This is a genomic window from Oscillibacter sp. MSJ-31 (assembly GCF_018918025.1).
Classification (GTDB): domain Bacteria; phylum Bacillota; class Clostridia; order Oscillospirales; family Oscillospiraceae; genus Hominicoprocola.
Window position 1 is genome coordinate 49604 of record NZ_JAHLPT010000001.1, and the last position, 20512, is coordinate 70115.

Below are 20512 nucleotides of genomic sequence, written 5' to 3' on the forward strand. Positions count from 1 at the left end.
CAAAAAATTTATCATACAAAGGAGAAATCAACAATGTCCCATCCTGTTTACGGCCTCAACGAGCTGAGAGAGATGTTCCTCCGCTTCTTTGAGAGCAAGGGCCACCTGCGCCTGCCCAGCTTTTCCCTGATCCCGCAGAACGACAAGTCCATCCTGCTCATCAACGCGGGCATGACCCCCATGAAACCCTGGTTCAAGGGCGAGGAGGAGCCGCCGCGCCGCCGCGTCTGCACCTGCCAGAAGTGCATCCGCACGGGCGACATCGACAACGTCGGTCACACCGCGCGCCACGGCACCTTCTTTGAGATGCTCGGCAACTTCTCGTTCGGCGACTACTTCAAGCATGAGGCGATCGCCTGGTCGTGGGAGTTCCTTACCAGCCCCGAGTGGGTCGGCCTGGAGCCGGACCGCCTGTACCCCTCTGTGTTCGCCGGCAGCGAGACGACCCCTGCGGACGACGAGGCCTTCGCCATCTGGCGCGACGAGGTCGGCATCCCCGCCGAGCGCATCTTCCGCTTCGGCAAGGAGGATAACTTCTGGGAGCATGGCTCCGGTCCGTGCGGCCCCTGCTCCGAAATTTACTACGACCGCGGCGCGGAGTACGGCTGCGGTAAGCCCGGCTGCACGGTCGGCTGCGACTGCGACCGCTATGTTGAGGTGTGGAACAACGTCTTTTCCCAGTTCGACAACGACGGTCACGGCAACTACACCGAGCTCAAGCAGAAGAACATCGACACCGGCATGGGTCTGGAGCGTCTGGCGATGGTCAGCCAGAATGTCAACTCCCTGTTCGACGTCGATACCGTCATGCACATCACCAACAAGGTCAGCGAGATCACCGGCGCGCACTACGGCGAGAGCAACGCGCGCGACGTCTCCCTGCGCATCATCACCGACCACATCCGCTCCGCGAGCTTCATGATCTGCGACGGCGTGCTGCCGAGCAACGAGGGCCGCGGTTACGTCCTGCGCCGCCTGCTGCGCCGCGCGGCGCGTCACGGCAAGCTCCTCGGCGTGAATCGGCCGTTCCTCTATGAGATCGTCGACACCGTCGTGGCGGTCAATGAGTGCGAGTACAAGGATCTGCGCGAGAAGCAGAGCTATATCACCAAGGTCATCCGCACCGAGGAGGAAAATTTTGCCAAGACCATCGACGGCGGCATGAAGATCTTCTCCGATATGCTCGCCGAGCACAAGGCTAAGGGCGAGACAAAGTTCTCCGGCGAGGACGCCTTCAAGCTCTACGACACCTACGGTTTCCCCATCGACCTCACGCGCGAGATGGCGGCGGACGAGGGGCTGAGCGTGGACGAGGAGGCGTTCGCCAAGGCGATGGCCGAGCAGAAGAACCGCGCCCGCGAGGCGCGCAAGGCGCTCGGCGACCTCGGCTGGGCGGGCGTCGAGTTCGGTAAGGACATTCCGTCCACCGAGTTTGTCGGCTACGACCACGATTCCATCGACGACGCGAAGCTCGTCGCGCTGGTGGTCGAGGGCGAGCAGGCCGAGGAGATGATGAGCGGTGTCGAGGGCATCGTCGTGCTCGACAAGACTCCGTTCTATGCCGAGATGGGCGGCCAGGTCGCCGACCACGGCGTCATCACCTGCGGCGACGCAAAATTTGAAGTTGCCGACGTGCAGAAGAACAAGGGCGGCAAGTATATGCACACCGGCAAGGTCGTCTCCGGCAGCTTCAAGCTCGGCGACACCGTGACCGCGAGCATCGACGTCGAGCGCCGCAAGAGCGTGCGCCGCGCGCACACCGCCACCCATCTGCTCGACGCGGCCCTCAAGCACGTCCTGGGCGACCACGTCCATCAGGCCGGCTCCCTTGTTGAGCCCGACCGCCTGCGCTTCGACTTCACGCACTTCGAGGGCATCACGCCCGAGCAGCTCGCGGAGATCGACGCCTTTGTGAACGACGCCGTGCTCGAGGGCATCCCCGTCGTGACCGAGGTGCTGCCCATCGAGGAGGCGAAGAAGAAGGGCGCCGTCGCCATGTTCGGCGAAAAGTACGGCGATGTGGTCCGCGTGGTCGAGATGGGCAATGTGTCCATGGAATTCTGCGGCGGCACGCATCTTGACAACACCGCCAAGGTCGGCCTGTTCCGCATCAAGAGCGAGGGCAGCGTCGCCTCCGGTGTGCGTCGCATCGAGGCCATCACCGGCAAGCAGACGCTTGCCGAGATCCGCCGCAATCAGGAGCGCATCGTCCGCGTGGCGCAGATGCTCAAGACCACGCAGGCGGAGCTGGAGAGCAAGCTCGAGGCCCAGATCGGCGAGCTGAAGGACATCAAGGCGAAGCTCGAAAAGTTCAAGGAGGAGGCGTCCCTCGGCGAGGCGCGCAGCTTCCTGACCGCCGCCAAGACGGTCGGCAGCCTGAAGGTCATCACCGCCCAGCGCGACGGCATGGACCCCAACGCCATGCGCAAGCTCGGCGACTTCCTGCGCGATAAGGAGCCGGGCGTCGTCGGCGTGCTGGCCTCCGTCCACGACGGCAAGGTCACGCTGCTGGCGGTCTGCGGCAAGGATGCGGTCGCCAAGGGCGTCAAGGCCGGCGACATCATCAAGGCCATCGCGCCCATCTGCGGTGGCAAGGGCGGCGGCAAGCCCGACAGCGCCATGGGCGGCGGCACCGAGGTGAGCAAGGTCGACGACGCGCTCGCGGCGGTGGATGATCTGGTGCTCAAGGTGGTCGGCTGATGCAGCTGCCGAACGATCCTGTGATGCTCATGAGCTTTTGCAACGCCCGCCTGCGCGACGAGTACGAGAGCCTGGATGAGCTGTGCTCCTCGCTGGACGTGGACAAGGGAGAGCTTTGTGCGCGTCTGGCCGAGGCGGATTATCATTACCATTCCGACCGGAATCAATTTCTTTGAAAGGAGAACGAAACCATGAAGAACGATTGTCTGTTCTGCGCCATCGCGGCGGGGGAGATCCCCTCGAACAAGGTCTATGAGGACGAGCTGTGCTACGCCTTCCACGACATCGCGCCGCAGGCTCCCACGCACTTCCTTGTGATCCCCAAGGTACACATCGCGTCCGTCTCCGGCATCAACGCCGAGAACAGCGCCGTGGTCGCGCACATCTTTGAGGTCATCGCCAAGGTGACAAAGGAAATGGGCATCGAGAGCTACCGCGTGGTCTCCAACATCGGCGAGCAGGCGGGGCAGAGCGTGCCGCACCTGCACTTCCATGTGCTCGCGGGGCGGGATATGACGTGGCCTCCGGGCTGAGAACTTAACATACCGAAAGGTATGGGCTTGCCGCGCCCTGCGCGGTCACAAATCAAAGGGGGGATTCTCTACCGTAGAGAATCCCCCCTTTGGAACCCCAAGAGAGCGCAAGGGGCAAGCCCCTTGACCCCCGAACTGCCGATGTTTCATTTCATTTCAGCAACCGTATGTCGGTATTTTTCTTCTGAACGATTTGGCGTGCTTCTCTTTCCGCTCAGCCGCTGCTGCGGTGCTGGTACGAGCTGCCGTTGAAAATTTCTCTCGAAACCCCGCAGCGGTAGCGGCCAAGCGGACATAGGCGCAAGCCAAACCGAAAGCCGCAATAAAAACTGGCAGGCATTCCTTTGCACAGCGCGTGCAGCTTTGCTCTTGCAGGGACAGTCAATGGCAGGTCAAGGGCGCAGACCTTGCGGTCTTGGGGGATTGAAAGGGGGCCATTCTTCCGTCAAGAATGGTCCCCTTTGATTGGTAGCCGCGCCTTGCGCGGCAAATCCCTTGCGTCGCACGGCGCAAAATGCGGATTGCATCTTTTGGAAAAAACTGCTATATTAAGCATGGCTCCGCATGGGCACATTATTTCGAGGAGAATGTTTCCATTTGGTAACATCGCCTTGAGGTGATGCACATGGAGATCAAGCGTATGCGCGACCTGCGGGAGGACCATGACAAGACCCAGCAGGAGATCGCAGAGCTTTTGAATATGCACCGCAGCGTGTACCGACGCTATGAGAGCGGTGAGCGTGAAACGCCCTCATGGGTCATTGTCAAGCTCGCGCAGTATTATCGGGTCAGCACCGACTATCTGCTCGGCTTGAAGGACGAGCCGTGACGCGCCCGCTCTTTTGCTTCTGCGCCGCCTTTGCGCTCGGCTGCATCGCGTCGCAGTATTTTCTCGCGCCCGCGCTGTGGCTTCCGGCGGCGGGCATTGTGCTGGTGCTCGGGGCGCTCGGGCTTCTCCTGCGCGGTCCGATGCGGCGCGTGCTGCTGTGTGCGCTCGGCATGGCGTTCGCCTTCGGCTGGAACGCCGCTTACACGCGCTTCATCGCCGTGCCGAACGAGGCGCTCATCGGCGCGACGGAGGACGTGGAGCTGGAGCTCTGCTCCTACGCCGTAGAGACGAATTACGGCGCGAAGGCGACGGTGCGTATCCTGGGCCGCGGCCTGCGCGGGAGAGCCGTCTACTACGGCGGCTTCGACCTGCTCGCCCTTGAGCCGGGCGAGCACGTGCGGGACACGGTGCTTTTCAACAGCGCGACCGATCCCTCGGGCGACGGCAGCCACATCCGCAATTTTACGTCCAAGGGCGTTTATCTGCTGCTCTACAGCCGCGGCGAGCCGTCGTATGAGACGGGTGACGCGGGCGCGCTGCGCTATGCGCCGCAGCGCATCGCAAGGAAGCTCGGCGAGACCATCGAGACCGTCTACGGCGAGCGGGAGGGCGGCTTTCTGCGCGCCCTGCTCCTCGGCGACAAGCGCTATCTTGACGTGGAGGATTCGTCGAACCTGAGCGAGGCGGGCATCTATCACATCACCGCCGTCTCGGGCCTGCACTGTATGTTCCTCGTCGAGCTGCTTGACCGACTGCTCCGCGCGTCGCACCGGCGCACACGCTGCGCGGTGACGATCCCACTGCTGTTTCTCTACGCGGTGATGGTCGGCGCGTCGCCGAGCATTCTGCGCGCCTGCGTGATGCTCTCGATGACGCAGCTCGCGCCGCTTTTCAGGCGGGAGAAGGACCCGCCGACGGCGCTCGGCCTTGCGCTGCTGCTGATCCTGCTCAAAAATCCATACGCCATCGCGAGCATCAGCCTGCAGCTCTCGTTCTCGGCGGTGGCGGGCCTTGTGTGGCTGACGCCGAAGCTGACAGGGGCCATCCATACCGAGAGCCGCCTCCTGCGCTTCGTGCTCACATCGTTCGCGACGACGCTCGGGGCGCTGGCGTTCTCCACGCCGCTGGGGGCGTACTATTTCGGTACGTTCTCCGTGGTCTCGCTCCTGAGCAATCTCCTGTGCCTGTGGATGGTGAGCCTTGTGTTCGGCGCGGGGCTGCTCGGCTTGCTGCTGAGCATGACCGTCCCGGCGGTCGGCGCGGCCTTTGTGCCGCTCGTGTCGCTCGGCGTGCGGTATGTGCTTTTTGTTTCGGGGCTGCTGGAGAGCCTGCCGCTCCACGCGCTCTATTTCAACACCGCGCTTTCCGTGCTGTGGCTGCTCTATGTCTATGCGCTCTTCGCCGTCTGCGCCATCGCGCGGCGGGGGAGGTACCGCTGGTGGATCGCCGGCGCATTGGCCGTGGCGATGCTTCTTGTGACAGCGCGGTTCAACGCGCTGCAATTTGAGCGTGGGAGCCTGCATGTCACGGCGCTCGACGTCGGACAGGGCGAGAGCGTCGCGCTGCTCTCCGAGCGCCACGGCGTGCTCGTGGACTGCGGCAGCAGCAATTCCTACATCAGCGCGGGCGATGTGGCCGCGGATCATTTGCTCAGCGCCGGTATCCGGCGGCTCGACGCGGTGGTGCTCACGCACTACCATGCCGACCACGCCAACGGTCTGGCGCTGCTGCTTGCCCGCGTCGGCGTCGATGCGCTCTACCTTCCCGACATTGCGGAGGAGGACGGCGAAAAGTCCGAGGTTCTCGCGCTCTCGGAGCGCTACGGCGTGGAGGTGCGCTATGTGACGGAGGAAACGCAGACCGCCGTCGGCGAGGCGTCGCTGACGCTCTATCCGCCGGTGGGCGAGGGCGGAGAAAACGAGCTGGGGCTGACGATCGTCTGCTCACTGGGCACGTTCGACACGCTCATCACCGGCGACATGGACAGCAAAACGGAGCGGGCGCTCCTGGATGCTTACCCGCTGCCGGACATTGAGGTGCTGCTCGTCGGACACCACGGCTCGCGCTACTCGACGAGCGAGGAGCTGCTGGAGACCGTCACGCCGGAGGTCGGCGTGGTGAGCGTCGGCAGCAACAGCTACGGGCATCCGACGCGGGACGCGCTGCTGCGCCTGACGGACGCGGGCGTGACCGTTTACCGGACGGACCTGCAGGGAAATATTTATATCACAGTGAATTGAGGCGGATCATGGCAGAGAAGAAAACAGCCGCTAAGGGCTATCAGAAATTCAAGGCCGACCTGGCGGGCGGCACGCTCGGCGAGGTCTATATTTTCTGCGGTGAGGAGAGCTACCTGCGCGAGTATTATCTCAAGGAGGTGCAGAAGAAGCTCGTCCCCGCGGGCTTTGAGGAGTTCAATTTCCACCGCGTCGCAGGCAAGGGCCTGACGATGGAGGAGCTGACGGAGATGACCGAGGCGATGCCGATGATGGCCGAGCGCACGCTCATCGTCGTCACGGACTGCGACCTCTATAAGCTCGGTGAGGAGCAGCGGACGCGTCTCATCGCCCTGCTGGGCGATTTTCCGGAATACTGCTGCCTGATCTTCGTCTACGATCTGGTGGAGTATAAGCCGAACAAGACCTACAAAAAGCTCTATGCCGCGCTTTCGGACAAGGTGCAGGAGGTCCGGTTCGAGCCGCAGGACAAGAGCGACCTGATCAACTGGATCGCCCGCCGCTTCCGTGCAACGGGACATGACATCGACGCCCGCACGGCGGAGCACCTGATGTTCACCTGCGGCAGCCTGATGACCGGCCTCGTGCCGGAGATCGAGAAGATCGGCGCCTACGCCAAGGGCAGGGCGGTGACGGTCGAGGACATCAACGCGGTCGCCGATCCGGTGCTCGACGCGGTGGTGTTCGACATGACGAGCGCCGTCACAAAGGGCGACTACGACCGTGCGAGCGAGCTTCTGGGGCAACTTCTCAAAAAGCAGGAGGAGCCGATCATGATCCTCGGCGTTATTTCCAAGGAGCTGCGGCGGCTCTACACCGCGCGTCTCGCGCTCGATTCGGGCAAGGACAAGCTCTGGCTGATGGACCTGTGGAATATGCGCTCGGACTATCCCGCGCGGCTGCTGCTCGACGCGGCGCGGAAAACGACGCACGAGTGGTGCGCGAACAGTCTGGCGCTCTGCCAGAAGCTCGACCGGCGCATGAAGAGCGAAAAGGGCATCGACCGCGAGGGCGAGCTGAAGCTGCTGCTCATGCAGCTCGCGCAGAGGGCGTGACGATGGAAAAGCCGAAAATCCAAGAGGTCATCGTGGTCGAGGGCCGCTACGACAAAAATACGCTTTTGCAGGTGGTGGACGCCTCCGTTTTGGAGCTGGGCGGTTTCGGTATCTTCAACGACCGCGAGAAAACGGCGCTGCTGCGCCGTCTCGCCGAGACGCGCGGCATCATTCTCTTCACCGATCCCGACGGCGCGGGCTTTGTGATCCGCAACCGTCTCAAGGGAGCTATCCCGACGGGCCGCGTGCTGCACGCCTATGTTCCCGATGTGTACGGCAAGGAAAAGCGCAAGCGCAAAGCAGGCAAGGAGGGCAAGCTCGGCGTGGAGGGGATGCCGCCCGAGGTGTTGCTTTCCGCGCTCCGCGCGGCGGGCGCGACCTTTGAGGGAGAGGGGACGAGCGTAAAGGAAAATCCCGTTACACACGCGGACCTTCTTGACCTCGGCTTGATCGGTGCGGGGAGCAAAGCGAAGCGCGCCGCGCTGCTGCGCGCGCTGGCGCTGCCGGAGCATCTGTCCACCGCGGCGCTGCTCGACGTGCTCGGCACGCTGACGACGCGCGAAGAACTTGTCGAGGAATGCAATAAAATTGTTGCAAACAGGGAATAAAGGGACTATAATCAAACATTATTTTGCTTGCCGCAGGCAGGCGCGAAGAAAGGAAGGATTCAGTATGGCTGAGGAAGTCAAGGCCGCCGTCGCCGAGAGCGAAGGCAAGAACTTTATTGACGCCTTTATCGAAGAGGATATTGCGGAGGGTGGTCGCTTCCAGGGTCAGCAGGTCCACACCCGTTTTCCGCCTGAGCCGAACGGCTATCTGCACATCGGCCACTGCAAGGCGCTGACCATCGACTTCGGCACCGCCGAGCGCTTCGGCGGCCTGTGCAATCTTCGTATGGACGATACCAACCCCACCAAGGAGGACGTCGAGTTTGTCGACGCCATCAAGGAGGATATCCATTGGCTGGGTTTCGACTGGGGCGACCGCTTCTTCTACGGCAGCGATTACTTTGAAAAGGATTATGAGTACGCCGTCGAGCTGATCAAGAAGGGTCTTGCCTACGTCTGCGACCTGACGCCCGAGGAGGCAAAGGAGTACCGCGGCGACATCGGCAAGCCCGCCGTCTCCCCCTACCGCGACCGCGACGTGGAGGAGAACCTCGACCTCTTTGAGCGCATGAAGAACGGCGAGTTCCCCGAGGGCAGCCGCACGCTGCGCGCGAAGATCGACCTGGCCTCCGGCAACTTCAATATGCGCGATCCGGTCATCTACCGCATCCGCTATATGCACCATCACCGTCAGGGCGACAAGTGGTGCATCTACCCGATGTACGACTTCGCCCATCCCATTCAGGACGCGCTTGAGGGCATCACGCACTCGCTCTGCTCGCTGGAGTTTGAGGCGCACCGTCCGCTCTACGACTGGGTGGTGAACAACGTCTCCGTGCCCTGCAAGCCGCGCCAGATCGAGTTTGCCCGCCTCGGCATCGACCACACGGTGATGAGCAAACGCAAGCTGCGCAAGCTCGTGGAGGAGGGCATCGTCTCCGGCTGGGACGATCCGCGGATGCCGACGCTCTGCGGCCTGCGCCGCCGCGGCTTCACGCCGAAGTCCATCCGCAATTTCTGCGACCGCATCGGCGTCGCCAAGAGCGCGAGCGTGGTGGAGTACGCCTTCCTCGAGCACTGCCTGCGCGAGGACCTCAATGCCTCCGCCGAGCGCACGATGGGCGTGCTGCATCCGGTGAAGCTCGTCATCACGAACTATCCCGCGGGCAAGAGCGAGACCTTCGAGGTCGAGAATAACCCGACCGACCCCGCCGCCGGCACGCATGAGATCACCTTCTCCCGCGAGTGCTGGATCGAGGCGGACGACTTCATGGCCGAGCCGATCCCCAAGTATAAGCGTCTGTTCCCCGGCGGTCCCGAGTGCCGCCTGAAGGGCGCGTATCTGATCAAGTGCGTCGGCTACGAGACGGACGAAAACGGCAATGTGACCGAGATCGCCGCCGAGTACGACCCCGACTCCCGAGGCGGCGACCCCGCCGACGGCCGCAAGGTCAAGGGCGCGACGCTCCACTGGGTGGATGCCGCCACCGCCATCGACGCCGAGGTGCGTGTTTACAGCGAGCTCTTCAGCGATCCCGCGCCCGACGGTGCGGACAAGGATTTCCTCGCCTGCATGAACCCCGATTCCCTCGAAACGCTCACCGGCTGCAAGGTCGAGGCGCGGATGCGCGATGTGGCAGCGGAGTACGACAAAACCGAGAAGCAGGGCAAGACCGCGCCGAGCTTCCAGTTCATGCGCCTGGGCTATTTCTGCTTGGACAACAAGGACTGCTCCGCCGACCATCTGGTGTTCAACCGCTCCGTCACGCTCAAGGACAGCTTCAAGGTCTGAGCAAAATGCCATGAAAAAAATTCCGACCGCTCTCACGGTCGGAATTTTTTGCGTTTCGGAGAGCCGCTTAACCGGCGTTCTGCGCGAGGATATCGCGTGCGACAAAGACGCCGCTGGCCGAGGCGTGGGAGAGGGAATGGGTGATGCCGCTGCCGTCGCCGATGACGTAAAGGCCGCGGTGCGCGGTCTCAAGGTGCTCGTCGAGCGCGACCTCCATGTTGTAGAACTTGACCTCCACGCCGTAGAGGAGCGTGTCGTCGTTCGCCGTGCCGGGGGCAATCTTGTCGAGGGCGTAGATCATTTCGATGATGCCGTCTAAAATGCGCTTGGGCAGCACGAGGCTCAGGTCGCCCGGCGTCGCCGCGAGGGTCGGGGTGACGAGCCCCTCCTCGATGCGCTTGACCGTGCTGCGCCGGCCGCGCACGAGGTCGCCGAAGCGCTGGACGATGACCCCGCCGCCGAGCATATTGGAAAGGCGGGCGATGCTCTCGCCGTAGCCGTTGGAATCGTGGAACGGCTCGGAGAAGTGCTTGGCGACAAGGAGAGCAAAGTTGGTGTTCTCGGTCTGCATGGCAGCGTCCTCGTAGCTGTGGCCGTTGACGGTCACGATGCCGTTGGTGTTCTCGTTAACGACGATGCCGTGCGGATTCATGCAGAAGGTGCGCACGTTGTCCTCAAACTTCTCGGTGCGGTAGACGATCTTGCTCTCATACAGCTCATCGGTGAGGTGGGAGAACACGACGGCGGGCAGTTCGACGCGCACGCCGAGGTCCACACGGTTGGACTTGGTGGGAATGTCGAGCGCGCGGCACACGCCCTCCATCCACTTGCTGCCGCTGCGGCCGACGGAGACGATGCACTTGCCGCACTCGTACTGCGCGTCGGCGCACACGACGGTAAAGCCGCCGTCCTTGGCTTCGAGCGCCTGCACGGGGGTGTCGAAGTAGAAATCGACCTTGCTCTTGAGGTCGTTATAGAGATTCTCGAGCACGACATAGTTGATGTCGGTGCCGAGGTGGCGCACGGAGGCGTCGAGCAGCTTGAGCTTGTGCTGGATGCAGAGCTTCTTGAACTGCGAGCCGGCGGTGGAGTAGAGCTTGGTGCCCTCACCGCCGTAGAGCATATTGATCTCGTCGACATAGTGCATCAGATCGAGCGCCTGCTGCTTGCCGATGTACTCATAGAGCGTGCCGCCGAAATCGTTGGTGATGTTGTACTTGCCGTCGGAAAACGCGCCCGCGCCGCCGAAGCCGCTCATGATCGAGCAGCTTTTGCAGCCGATGCAGCTCTTGACCTTCTTGCCGTCGATGGGGCAATGGCGCTTTTCAAGGCTGTGGCCGGCTTCAAAAACGGCGACCCTGAGCGAGGGGGCGAGCTTCGTCAGCTCGTAGGCGGAGAAGATGCCGCCGGGGCCCGCGCCGATGATGGCAACGTCGTACTTCATGGTAACAACTCCTGTTCTGTGTTTTGCTGTGAGCGGCGCGGCAGAGACTGCCGAGCCTTAAACATTCTACATGGGAAACGGAGAAAGTCAAGCAGATCGGCGATAGAAGTATTATTAAAAATAGCACAGCCTATCATAAGCTGTGCTATGGAGCAGTCAAAGGTTCCTGCGGATGGTGCTGATGGCGTTTTTCTCCAGCCGCGAGACCTGCGCCTGCGAAATGCCGATCTCGCCGGAGACCTCCATCTGCGTCTTGCCGTCGTAAAAGCGCATGGCTAAAATACGCTGCTCGCGCGGCGAGAGCTTGTCCACCGCTTCGCGCAGAGCGATCCGGTCGAGCCAGCTTTCGTCGGTGTTGCGCGTGTCGCGCACCTGATCCATCACGCAGACGGTGTCGCCGCCGTCGGAGTAGACGGGGTCGAAGAGGGAGACGGGATCGACCACCGCGTCCATGGCGAACACGACCTCCTCGCGGGGAAGGTCCAGCTCCTTGGCGATCTGCTCGACGGTCGGCTCGCGCTGGTTCTCGCGCTGGAGCTTTTCCCGCGCCTGCAGCACGCGGTAGGCGGTGTCGCGCATGGAGCGGCTGACGCGAATGGCGCTGTTGTCGCGCAGATAGCGGCGGATCTCGCCGATGATCATGGGCACGCCGTAGGTCGAGAAGCGGACGTTCTGCGAGACGTCGAAATTGTCGATGGCCTTGATGAGGCCCACGCAGCCGACCTGAAAGAGGTCGTCGGCGTTCTCGCCGCGGCTGGCAAAGCGCTGGATGACCGACAGCACGAGCCGCAGATTCCCCTGAATGAGCGTTTCCCGCGCGCGCTCGTCGCCCAAATGGCTGCGCCGCAGCAGCTCCGTCATTTCGTCCGACTTGAGCGTCGGCAGCTTCGCCGTGTTTACACCGCAGATCTCCACCTTGCCGAGCATCGTACCGTCCTCCTTGCACTGGATGCTCTCATTATTTCCGCGGCGGTGCGAAACATACCGCGCGGCGGCGGAGATATTTTTAATCGTTCGGCACAATGCGATGGATTTCGCGCGGGAGGACGGTTCTCGCGGTGCGCGGACGCGGGCGCGGGAGTTTTTTCTGGCTGCTTTTTGCCGGGGTTCGTTCAGGAAAGAAGTCCGATGCTCAGGGCGATGATGGCGGCGTTGAAAAAGTCGTTGAACAGACCGCCGACCATCGGGATCATAAAGTAAGCCGAGGGCGAGGGCCCGTAGCGGCGGGCGACCGCCTGCATATTCGCCATCGCGTTGGAGGTCGCGCCCATGCCGAAGCCGATGAAGCCGGCGGTGATCATCGCGGCGTCATAATTGCGGCCCATGAGCGGGAAGACGACGAGGATGGAGAAGAACACCATCAGAAGGACCTCAGCGGCAAGGCAGACAAGCATCGGCAGCGCCAGGTCCACGAGCTGCCAGAGCTTGAGGCCGGAGAGCGCCATGGAAAGGAAGATGGCGAGGAACATATTGCCCATCGTGCCGATCTCGGCGGCGGGGAACTCGATGCGCCCGGTGCGGTCGATGAGGTTGCGGACCGCGACAGCCACGAGCATGGGGCCGATGTAGGCCGGGAAATTGAAGCCGCAGAGCTTCGTGAGTCCCGTGGTAACATAGCTGCCGAGGCCGACGCAGAACGCGAGCATCAGAAAGCCGAGCACAAAGCGGTTGGAGTGCGTGGTGAAGTGCGCGTCGTCGGCGTCCTCCTCGTGCTCGCGGCCCTCGGGAAGCTCCTCGCGCAGATGGTTTTTGACAATAAGATGGCGGGCGATGGGGCCGCCGAGGACGGAGCCGAAAATGAGGCCGAAGGTCGCCGCCGCAACGGCGACGGTCGTGCCGCCGACCGCACCCGCGGCGTCGAGGTCGGGGCCGATGGCCGCGGCGGTGCCGGGCCCGCCGATCATGGAGATGGAGCCGCAGCCGAGGCCGTAGAGCGGGTTTTTGCCCATGAGCGCCATCACGCCGCTGCCGACGGCGTTTTGCAGAAGGATGATGACGATGCTCAGTGCGAGCAGCAGCATCACGGATCTGCCGCTCTTGACAAGCATGGGGATGCTCACGGTGAAGCCGACGGTGGTGAAGAACAGGATCATGAAGACCGTCTCGAGCGTTTCGTCAAAGGTGATGACCGCAAGACCGGAGGCATAGAGCAGGGTGTTGAACAGCGCGAAGCACAGTCCGCCGACAAGCGGAGCGGGCACGCAGAAGCGCCGGAGCGCCGGGAGCTTTCGCGTCAGCGCCGCGCCGAGCCAGTACATAACGGCGCCGAGCGCGAGGGCATGGTACATATTGAGCTGGATCTCTTGCATGGGGTGGTTCCTCCGGTTCTTTGTTTTTTCGCTGGGACGGAATACGCCGCATTGCGGCGGAAGGTGGGATAGGACTTCCTGCGGTGCGAATAGAATGGCAGGGAACAGGGGGGAGCGCGATGAACTGCCGATTTACAGACCTGCGCTGCAAGGAGGTCATCAACATTTGCGACGGCTGCCGTCTGGGCTATGTCGGCGACGTGGAATGTCAGCTGCCCGAGGGGCAGATGACCGCGCTGATCGTGCCGGGGCCGTTCCGCTTTTTCGGCCTGTTCGGCCGCGGCGAGGAATATTATATCCCGTGGGACTGCATCCGACAAGTGGGGGACGACATCATTCTGGTCGATAAGCCGTTCCCGCAGCGCGAGCCGCCGCGCCGCGAACGGCGCGCACGCCGTCGGCGTTTATGATGCGCAGGATGAGTTTTTTATTATAAAGAAAATGTTAAGAAATGCAAGAGCGGGGTGCGAAAAATGAAAATTGTTTAAAATTTCTTCACAACCTGCCGTTCCACACGGAAATTTGAAAAAATGCGCGGGAAACAGGCACTTTTCTGAAAAAAGTGCTTGCAATCTATAGTAATGTACGGTATAATGCTCGGGTATTCCGCACGGGGACCCGACTTCCTGTCTGTGCCAAAGGTTGGCAGGGGGGATGAAGGCTCCGGAGGTAAAACTAAATTTGAAGGAGAAACTACAAGCAATGGCAAACGTCGTATCCATGAAAGCCCTGCTCGAGGCAGGCGTCCACTTCGGTCATCAGACCCGCCGCTGGAACCCCAAGATGGCTCCCTACATTTACACGGAGCGCAACGGCATCTATATCATCGACCTGCAGAAGACCGTCAAGAAGCTCGAGGAAGCCTACAACTTCGTGCGCAGCATCTCCGAGAGCGGCCAGTCCCTGCTGTTCGTCGGCACCAAGAAGCAGGCGCAGGAGGCCATCAAGGATGAGGCTCTTCGCTGCAATATGTACTATGTCAACGCCCGCTGGCTCGGCGGCATGATGACCAACTTCAAGACCATGCGCACCCGCGTGGATCGCCTGAACCAGCTCAAGACCATGCAGGCGGACGGCACCTTCGATATGCTGCCCAAGAAGGAAGTCATGAAGCACCTCGGCGAGATCGAGAAGCTCGAGAAGTACCTCGGCGGCGTGAAGGACATGAAGAAGCTGCCCGGCGCCCTGTTCATCGTTGATACCCGCAAGGAGCGCAACGCCATCGCTGAGGCCCACAAGCTCGGCATCCCCGTTGTCGCCATCGCCGATACCAACTGCGATCCCGACGAGATCGACTATCCCATCCCCGGCAACGATGACGCTATCCGCGCCATCAAGCTCATCGCCTCCGTGATGGCCAACGCCATGATCGAGGGCAAGCAGGGCGAAGTCACCGAGGACGCCGCGGCGGAGAAGGCCGAGGGCGAGGCTCAGGCCGAAGCCTAATTTTACGAGGAGGACAAGAATATGGCTATTAGTGCTGCTGATGTGAAGAACCTGCGCGAAATGACCGGCGTGGGCATGATGGACTGCAAGAAGGCTCTGACCGAGTGCGACGGCGACATCGACAAGGCGATCGAGTACCTGCGCGAAAAGGGTCTCGCCGCTTCCGCGAAGAAGGCCGGCCGCATTGCTGCCGAGGGTATGGCTTACGCCACCGTCATCGACGGCGTGGGCGTCGTGGTCGAGGTCAACGCCGAGACCGACTTCGTCGGCAAGAACGAGAAGTTCCAGAACTTCGTCAAGGGCGTCGCCGCTGTCGTCGCCAAGGAAGACCCCAAGGATCTCGAGGCTCTGATGGCGGCTCCCTACGGCAATGGCCGTACCGTTGAGCAGGAGCGTCAGGAGATGGTCCTCGTCATCGGCGAGAACATCCAGGTCCGCCGCTTTGCCCGCTTCGCGGCCAACACCTCCACCCCGTATATCCATGCCGGCGGCAAGATCGGCGTGCTCGTCAACTTCAAGGTCGACGGCGGCATCGACGCCACCGAGATCGCCAAGGACGTTGCCATGCAGATCGCGGCGCTCAATCCCCGCTTCTGGGATAAGAGCCAGGTCTCTCAGGACGTTCTCGACGAGGAGAAGAAGATCATGATGGCTCAGATGGCCAACGACCCCAAGATGGCCAGCAAGCCCGAGCAGGTCCGCGAGAAGATCGTCATGGGCAAGCTCAACAAGTTCTATTCCGAGAACTGCCTGCTCCAGCAGGAGTTCGTCCGCGGCGACGTGTTCACCGGCACGGTCGAGCAGTATATTGCTGACGCCGCCAAGAAGCTCGGCGGCAAGATCGACTTCGTGGACGCCGTCCGCTTCGAGAAGGGCGAGGGCATCGAGAAGAAGCAGGAGAACTTCGCCGAAGAGATCGCTTCCATGATCAAGGGCTAAGGCTCCCGAGAGCAAATAACACAGAGGCCGGACACGGAAGTGTCCGGCCTCTTTTCTTGTGCAGAACGACGAAAAAACGCAGGTTTATTTTTGCAGGAGCAATGCAACAAAAATTGCAAAAATCCTTGTAAAGAGACGCGAAAAATGCTATAATAATTAAACTTATCGGGTAAATCCACCCGAGAATGAATTTTTTCGCAGGAGAGATTGCGTTGGGTACCCTGTCCGACCTTTGGAATTCACTTGATTTTTCGGCAATGCTGTCGGCGCTGATGCGCCTGATTGCCGTATTTTTATGCCTGACGGTCCACGAGACCTGCCACGGCCTTGCGGCCTATGCGCTCGGCGACCCGACCGCGAAGCGGGAGCATCGGCTGAGCCTGAACCCGCTGCACCACATCGACTGGGTGGGCCTTGCGTGTATGCTGATGCTCGGCTTCGGCTGGGCGAAGCCCGTGCCGGTGGATATGCGCTATTTCAAAAAGCCGAAGCAGGGCATGGCGCTCACGGCGCTGGCCGGACCGGTATCCAATTTTGTGCTGGCGCTGCTTGCTCTGCTGTGCGCGCGGCTCATCTATCATCAATACGGCGCGCTGTGGGATTTCATCTTTGACCTGCTGCTGACGACGGCGTATCTGAGCGTCGGTCTCGGGCTTTTCAATCTCATTCCCATCTCGCCGCTCGACGGCTCAAAGGTACTCTTTGCCTTCCTGCCGGACAGCGCGTATGAGAAGCTGATGCACTACGAAAAATACGGTATGATCGCGCTGCTGATCCTCGTGTGGCTCGGCGTGGGCGACAATGTGCTCAGCACGGCGATCTATAACGTGTACGCTGCTATGATCAATTTCGTTTTCCGCGGCATTGTTTAAGCGCGGAGAGTGAACGGAGAAACGAATGGACAACCCTATTTTTAAGCTCGAGGGCGTGGTGCATGAGCGCTCGGCGGAGACGCTTCAGGATTTTGAAGGCCCGCTCGACCTCATCCTTTTCCTGCTCTCAAAAAATAAGATCGAAATACAGGACATTCCCATCGCGCTCATTTTAGAGCAGTATCTTGCCTACCTCGAGCAGCGCAAGCAGCTTGACCTTGAGGTGGCGAGCGAGTTCATCACGATGGCGGCGCACCTGATGTACATCAAGACGCGGATGCTGCTGTCCATCGAGGACGAGGAAGCGCAGAACGAGATGGAGCAGCTCATTCAATCCCTGAAGGAGCGCCAGCAGAAGGACACCTATCTGCGCATCCGCACGCTGACCGAGACGCTGGGGCCGATGAGTGAGTTCGGACGCAACACGATGACGAAGAATCCCGAGCCGATGGAGCGCGGGAAGATCTACGAATACGACCACGAGAAGGCAGACCTGGTGCTGGCCATGCAGTCGATCTTCGATCGCGCGGAGAAGCTGGCGCCGCCGCCGCGCGCGGCCTTTGAGCAGATCGTGCAGCGCGAGCCGTATTCCGTCTCCGACAAGGCGGGCGAGATCGTGCGGCGGCTCAAGAGCTTCGGCATCACGCGCTTTTTGCTGCTGTTCCGCGGCGCGAAGAGCCGCAGCGAGATCGTGGCGACCTTTATGGCGGTGCTGGAGCTGTGCCGCGCGAGCGTGATCCGTCTCGCGGGCGGCGAGACCGACTGCACGGTGGACTGCGAGCAGGACGCACCGGAAACTTTTACATTGTGAGGAACGTATGGCACTGGAAACGATGGACTTACATGAGGTCCGCTCGGCGATGGAGGGCATCCTCTTTGCCGCCGGCGAGCCGGTGAATATCGACCGCATCTGTCTGGCGCTCGAGCTGGACAAGCCGACGGCGGAGCAGGTTTTGCAGGAGCTCGGCGACTACTACGCCTTCGAGCGCCGCGGCATCCGTCTGGTGCGGATGGAGAACTGCTATCAGCTCTGCTCCGCGCCGGATTACGCGGATATCATCCGCAAGGCGTTTGAGATCCGAAAGCCCGCGAAGCTCTCTCAGCCTGCGCTGGAGGTGCTGACCATCATCGCCTATTATCAGCCGACCACGCGCGCCTATGTCGATCAGGTGCGCGGTGTGGACAGCTCGTACACGATGGGACTTTTGCAGGAGCGTAAGCTCATCGAGGAGTGCGGACGGCTCCAGGTGCCGGGACGGCCCAGGCTCTACCGCACGACGAAGGAATTCCTGCGCGTGTTCCATTTGAGCTCGCTCGAGGAGCTGCCCGAGATGCCGGGACTTGAGGCGGACGGCCAGCTGCGGCTGGATACGGACGGTGCGATCCTTGACCCGACGCAGCTCACGGCTGCGGCGGAAAGCGAGCCGGACGCGGAGGAATAAGCGGACCGGACAGCGAACGGGAAGGGAGGCTTGACCATGACGGCGCTGGAGATCATCGGCATGATTCTGCTGCTCTTTCTTCTCCTTTCGCTGCTGCGCGTGGGCGCAATCGTCGATTTCGGCGGGGAGCTGCGCGTGCGGCTGCGCGTCGGTCCGGTCAAGCTGACGGTCCTGCCGAGGAAGGAAAAGAAAGCACAGAAGAAGGCAGCGGAAGCAGCCGGGAAAACGCCGGAGGAGAAGACAAAGCCGAAGGCGGCGGGCGGACACCGCCTGCCGAAGCTCAGCTTTCCCGAGCTGCGCGAGCTTGCGGGGACGGTGCTCGGCGCGCTGAAGCGGACGCTTCGCCGCACCTGCCGCCGCACGCGCATCGACCCGCTGGAGGTCGGCGTGATTTTTGCGGGCGACGATCCGGCGGACACGGCGCAGACCTACGGCTATGCCAACGCCGCGCTGTGGACCCTGATGCCGAAGCTCGAGGAGCTGTTCTATATCCCGAAGCCGTCCGTCTATCTGGGGATGGACTTCACAAAGGCGGAGACCTCGGCGGAGGGGACGGCCGGCGTATCGCTGCGCGTGTGCGACCTCTTTGCCATTCTCTTTACGTTGGCGGTGCCGGTGGGAAAATGGTTCCTGCGTTGGCGCAGGAGGCGCCGGAGCGAGGCAAAAGCGGAGCCGCCGGCGGAGCGCGCGGCTGTGCCGAAAACGAATGAACCGGAAAAACGGACTGCATAGAAAGGAAGATCACGATGGAGAACAAGGAAAAAAATTCGGTAAGCGAGCTGATGGAGACTACGATGACGAAGATCCGCGAAATGGTGGATTCCAATTCCGTCATCGGTGAGCCGATCACCACGCCGGACGGCGTGACGCTCATCCCCGTGTCCCGCGTGAGCCTTGGCTTCGGCAGCGGCGGCGGGACCTATGGCCAGACCAGCGAGCGCTTCGGCGGCGGCGGCGGAGCGGGCGTGAAGATCGACCCCGTGGCGTTCCTCGTCATCAAGGACGGGCAGACGCGCATGATGCCGGTCGCCGTGCCGGCAACCGCGACGGTGGACCGCGTACTGGAGATGGCGCCGCAGCTCATCGACCGCGTCGAGGGCTTCGTCAACAAGAAAAAGGAAGAGAAAGAATTTGTGTAAAAGCGGGCATACTGAAGTCATTCTGTAAAAAAGGGTGATGGAAGTTGACTCGTGTCGTGCAACGAAAGGCGGCGCTTGTGCTGATGGTATGCAGCCTGCTCGGCTGCGTGGACTGCGCGGCGGCGCAGAGCGCGCCGCAGACCGGCGCGGAGGCGTTCATTCTGATGGATGCCGGCAGCGGCCGGGTGCTGACCGGAAAAAACACCGAACGGGAGCTTGCGATTGCGAGCACGACGAAGATCATGACGGCGCTCGTGGCGCTTGAGACGGGAGATCTTTCGGACAAGGTGACTGTAAAGCAGAACCACTTGAAGGTAGGCTCGTCCATGTACCTGCGCGCCGGCGAGGTGTTGACGCTCGAGGAGCTGCTCTACGGGCTGCTGCTGCCGTCGGGAAACGACGCGGCGGAGTGCATCGCCGACCATTGCGGCGGCGGGGTAGAGCGCTTCGTCGCGAGAATGAATGAGAAGGCCGCGGCGCTCGGCATGACGCACACCTCGTTCGCGAACCCGAGCGGACTGGACGCGCAGGGACACTATTCCTGCGCGCTCGACATGGCGCGGCTTGCGGCGTATGCCATGCGCGAGCCGACCTTTGCGCGCATCGCCGCGACCAGAACGGCGGCGGTGGGCGAGCGGATGCTGGGCAACCACAACAAGCTGCTCGCGTCGCTTGAGGGCTGCACCGGTCTCAAGACCGGCTATACGGACAATGCGGGCCGCACGCTCGTGACCTGCTGCGAAAGAGACGGGATGCGTCTCATCGCCGTGACGCTCAACGACCGCAGCGACTGGGCGGATCACGCGGCGCTGTATGAGTACGGCTTCGCCGCCTTCGCGCGCAAGCGCGCGGTGGCGCGCGGCGAGGAATACACCCTCGCGCCGGTGCGCGGCGGAACGCAGACGAGCGTGTCGCTCGCGGCGGGGGAGAGCTTCTTCTATCCGGTGACGGCGGGGGAGGAACTGCTCGTATCGGCCAGGCTGCCGGAGGAGCTGACCGCTCCGCTCGCGGCGGGGCAGGCGGTCGGCGAGCTGATCGTTTCCATGGACGGAGAGGAGCTTGCGCGGGTGCCGCTGGTATGCGCGGAGCCGGTCGCGGCGGCCGAAAAAAAGCAGAGCCTGTTCGAGCGGCTGTTTGACCGGACGGGCTGAGGAAAAGAGGTGCTTT

General features: G+C 62.0%; 20 protein-coding genes. 17 read left to right on the top strand and 3 right to left on the bottom strand.

Annotated features, from left to right (window positions below; translation table 11 throughout):
• Positions 1 to 33 precede the first annotated feature (33 nt).
• The 8 genes from alaS to KQI17_RS00150 all read left to right on the top strand — a co-directional run bounded on the left by alaS (position 34) and on the right by KQI17_RS00150 (position 9754).
• Positions 34 to 2700 (top strand): alanine--tRNA ligase, encoded by a 2667-nt coding sequence (gene alaS / locus KQI17_RS00115; protein WP_216494201.1) that lies wholly within the window; start codon positions 34 to 36, stop codon positions 2698 to 2700.
• On the top strand, positions 2700 to 2876 hold the full coding sequence (locus tag KQI17_RS00120) for a DUF4250 domain-containing protein (protein ID WP_022019107.1): 177 nt from the start codon (positions 2700 to 2702) through the stop codon (positions 2874 to 2876). The genes alaS and KQI17_RS00120 overlap by 1 nt, the downstream gene beginning before the upstream one ends.
• Before the next feature lie 15 nt (positions 2877 to 2891).
• Positions 2892 to 3233 carry a histidine triad nucleotide-binding protein gene (locus tag KQI17_RS00125; RefSeq protein WP_216494202.1) on the top strand — a complete coding sequence of 114 codons (342 nt, stop codon included), beginning with the start codon at positions 2892 to 2894 and terminating at the stop codon, positions 3231 to 3233.
• 625 nt (positions 3234 to 3858) lie between these two features.
• Complete coding sequence (locus KQI17_RS00130) at positions 3859 to 4062, top strand: helix-turn-helix domain-containing protein (RefSeq protein ID WP_022019105.1); 204 nt, start codon at positions 3859 to 3861, stop codon at positions 4060 to 4062.
• Positions 4059 to 6302 (top strand): DNA internalization-related competence protein ComEC/Rec2, encoded by a 2244-nt coding sequence (locus KQI17_RS00135; RefSeq protein WP_216494203.1) that lies wholly within the window; start codon positions 4059 to 4061, stop codon positions 6300 to 6302. The genes KQI17_RS00130 and KQI17_RS00135 overlap by 4 nt, the downstream gene beginning before the upstream one ends.
• Before the next feature lie 8 nt (positions 6303 to 6310).
• Positions 6311 to 7354, top strand: a complete 1044-nt coding sequence (gene holA / locus KQI17_RS00140) for a DNA polymerase III subunit delta (RefSeq protein ID WP_216494204.1) — start codon at positions 6311 to 6313, stop codon at positions 7352 to 7354.
• A 2-nt stretch (positions 7355 to 7356) separates the two neighbouring features.
• Complete coding sequence (locus tag KQI17_RS00145) at positions 7357 to 7962, top strand: toprim domain-containing protein (RefSeq protein ID WP_216494205.1); 606 nt, start codon at positions 7357 to 7359, stop codon at positions 7960 to 7962.
• Between the two features lie 64 nt (positions 7963 to 8026).
• Positions 8027 to 9754, top strand: coding sequence for a glutamine--tRNA ligase/YqeY domain fusion protein (locus KQI17_RS00150; protein ID WP_022019101.1), 1728 nt, complete (start codon positions 8027 to 8029; stop codon positions 9752 to 9754).
• A gap of 67 nt (positions 9755 to 9821) precedes the next feature.
• Here KQI17_RS00150 and KQI17_RS00155 read toward each other — a convergent pair whose 3' ends face one another.
• From KQI17_RS00155 to gltS, 3 genes are all read right to left on the bottom strand, one after another.
• Positions 9822 to 11198 (bottom strand): NAD(P)/FAD-dependent oxidoreductase, encoded by a 1377-nt coding sequence (locus KQI17_RS00155; RefSeq protein WP_216494206.1) that lies wholly within the window; start codon positions 11196 to 11198, stop codon positions 9822 to 9824.
• A gap of 156 nt (positions 11199 to 11354) precedes the next feature.
• A complete protein-coding gene (gene sigG / locus KQI17_RS00160) occupies positions 11355 to 12125 on the bottom strand; it encodes an RNA polymerase sporulation sigma factor SigG (RefSeq protein WP_022019099.1) in 771 nt (256 codons plus the stop codon).
• A gap of 185 nt (positions 12126 to 12310) precedes the next feature.
• The gene (gene gltS, locus KQI17_RS00165) at positions 12311 to 13507 is read right to left on the bottom strand and encodes a sodium/glutamate symporter (protein WP_216494207.1); all 1197 of its coding nucleotides are present in this window, start codon (positions 13505 to 13507) and stop codon (positions 12311 to 12313) included.
• A gap of 119 nt (positions 13508 to 13626) precedes the next feature.
• Between gltS and KQI17_RS00170 the strand changes: the two genes are divergently transcribed.
• The 9 genes from KQI17_RS00170 (at position 13627) to KQI17_RS00210 (ending at position 20496) form a co-directional block, all read left to right on the top strand.
• Positions 13627 to 13917, top strand: coding sequence for a YlmC/YmxH family sporulation protein (locus tag KQI17_RS00170; RefSeq protein ID WP_022018980.1), 291 nt, complete (start codon positions 13627 to 13629; stop codon positions 13915 to 13917).
• A gap of 292 nt (positions 13918 to 14209) precedes the next feature.
• Positions 14210 to 14953 carry a 30S ribosomal protein S2 gene (rpsB, locus tag KQI17_RS00175; protein WP_216494208.1) on the top strand — a complete coding sequence of 248 codons (744 nt, stop codon included), beginning with the start codon at positions 14210 to 14212 and terminating at the stop codon, positions 14951 to 14953.
• Between the two features lie 21 nt (positions 14954 to 14974).
• Positions 14975 to 15892, top strand: coding sequence for a translation elongation factor Ts (gene tsf, locus KQI17_RS00180; RefSeq protein WP_022018982.1), 918 nt, complete (start codon positions 14975 to 14977; stop codon positions 15890 to 15892).
• Positions 15893 to 16104: 212 nt separating this feature from the next.
• Positions 16105 to 16764: a site-2 protease family protein gene (locus KQI17_RS00185; protein ID WP_253285607.1), complete on the top strand. Its 660-nt coding sequence runs from the start codon at positions 16105 to 16107 to the stop codon at positions 16762 to 16764.
• A gap of 25 nt (positions 16765 to 16789) precedes the next feature.
• Positions 16790 to 17575, top strand: a complete 786-nt coding sequence (locus KQI17_RS00190; protein ID WP_216494210.1) for a ScpA family protein — start codon at positions 16790 to 16792, stop codon at positions 17573 to 17575.
• Between the two features lie 7 nt (positions 17576 to 17582).
• A complete protein-coding gene (gene scpB / locus KQI17_RS00195; protein ID WP_022018985.1) occupies positions 17583 to 18206 on the top strand; it encodes an SMC-Scp complex subunit ScpB in 624 nt (207 codons plus the stop codon).
• Positions 18207 to 18242: 36 nt separating this feature from the next.
• Complete coding sequence (locus KQI17_RS00200; protein ID WP_216494211.1) at positions 18243 to 18938, top strand: DUF2953 domain-containing protein; 696 nt, start codon at positions 18243 to 18245, stop codon at positions 18936 to 18938.
• A gap of 14 nt (positions 18939 to 18952) precedes the next feature.
• The gene (gene ytfJ, locus KQI17_RS00205; protein WP_022018987.1) at positions 18953 to 19345 is read left to right on the top strand and encodes a GerW family sporulation protein; all 393 of its coding nucleotides are present in this window, start codon (positions 18953 to 18955) and stop codon (positions 19343 to 19345) included.
• 56 nt (positions 19346 to 19401) lie between these two features.
• A complete protein-coding gene (locus KQI17_RS00210) occupies positions 19402 to 20496 on the top strand; it encodes a D-alanyl-D-alanine carboxypeptidase family protein (protein WP_216494212.1) in 1095 nt (364 codons plus the stop codon).
• Positions 20497 to 20512 lie beyond the last annotated feature (16 nt).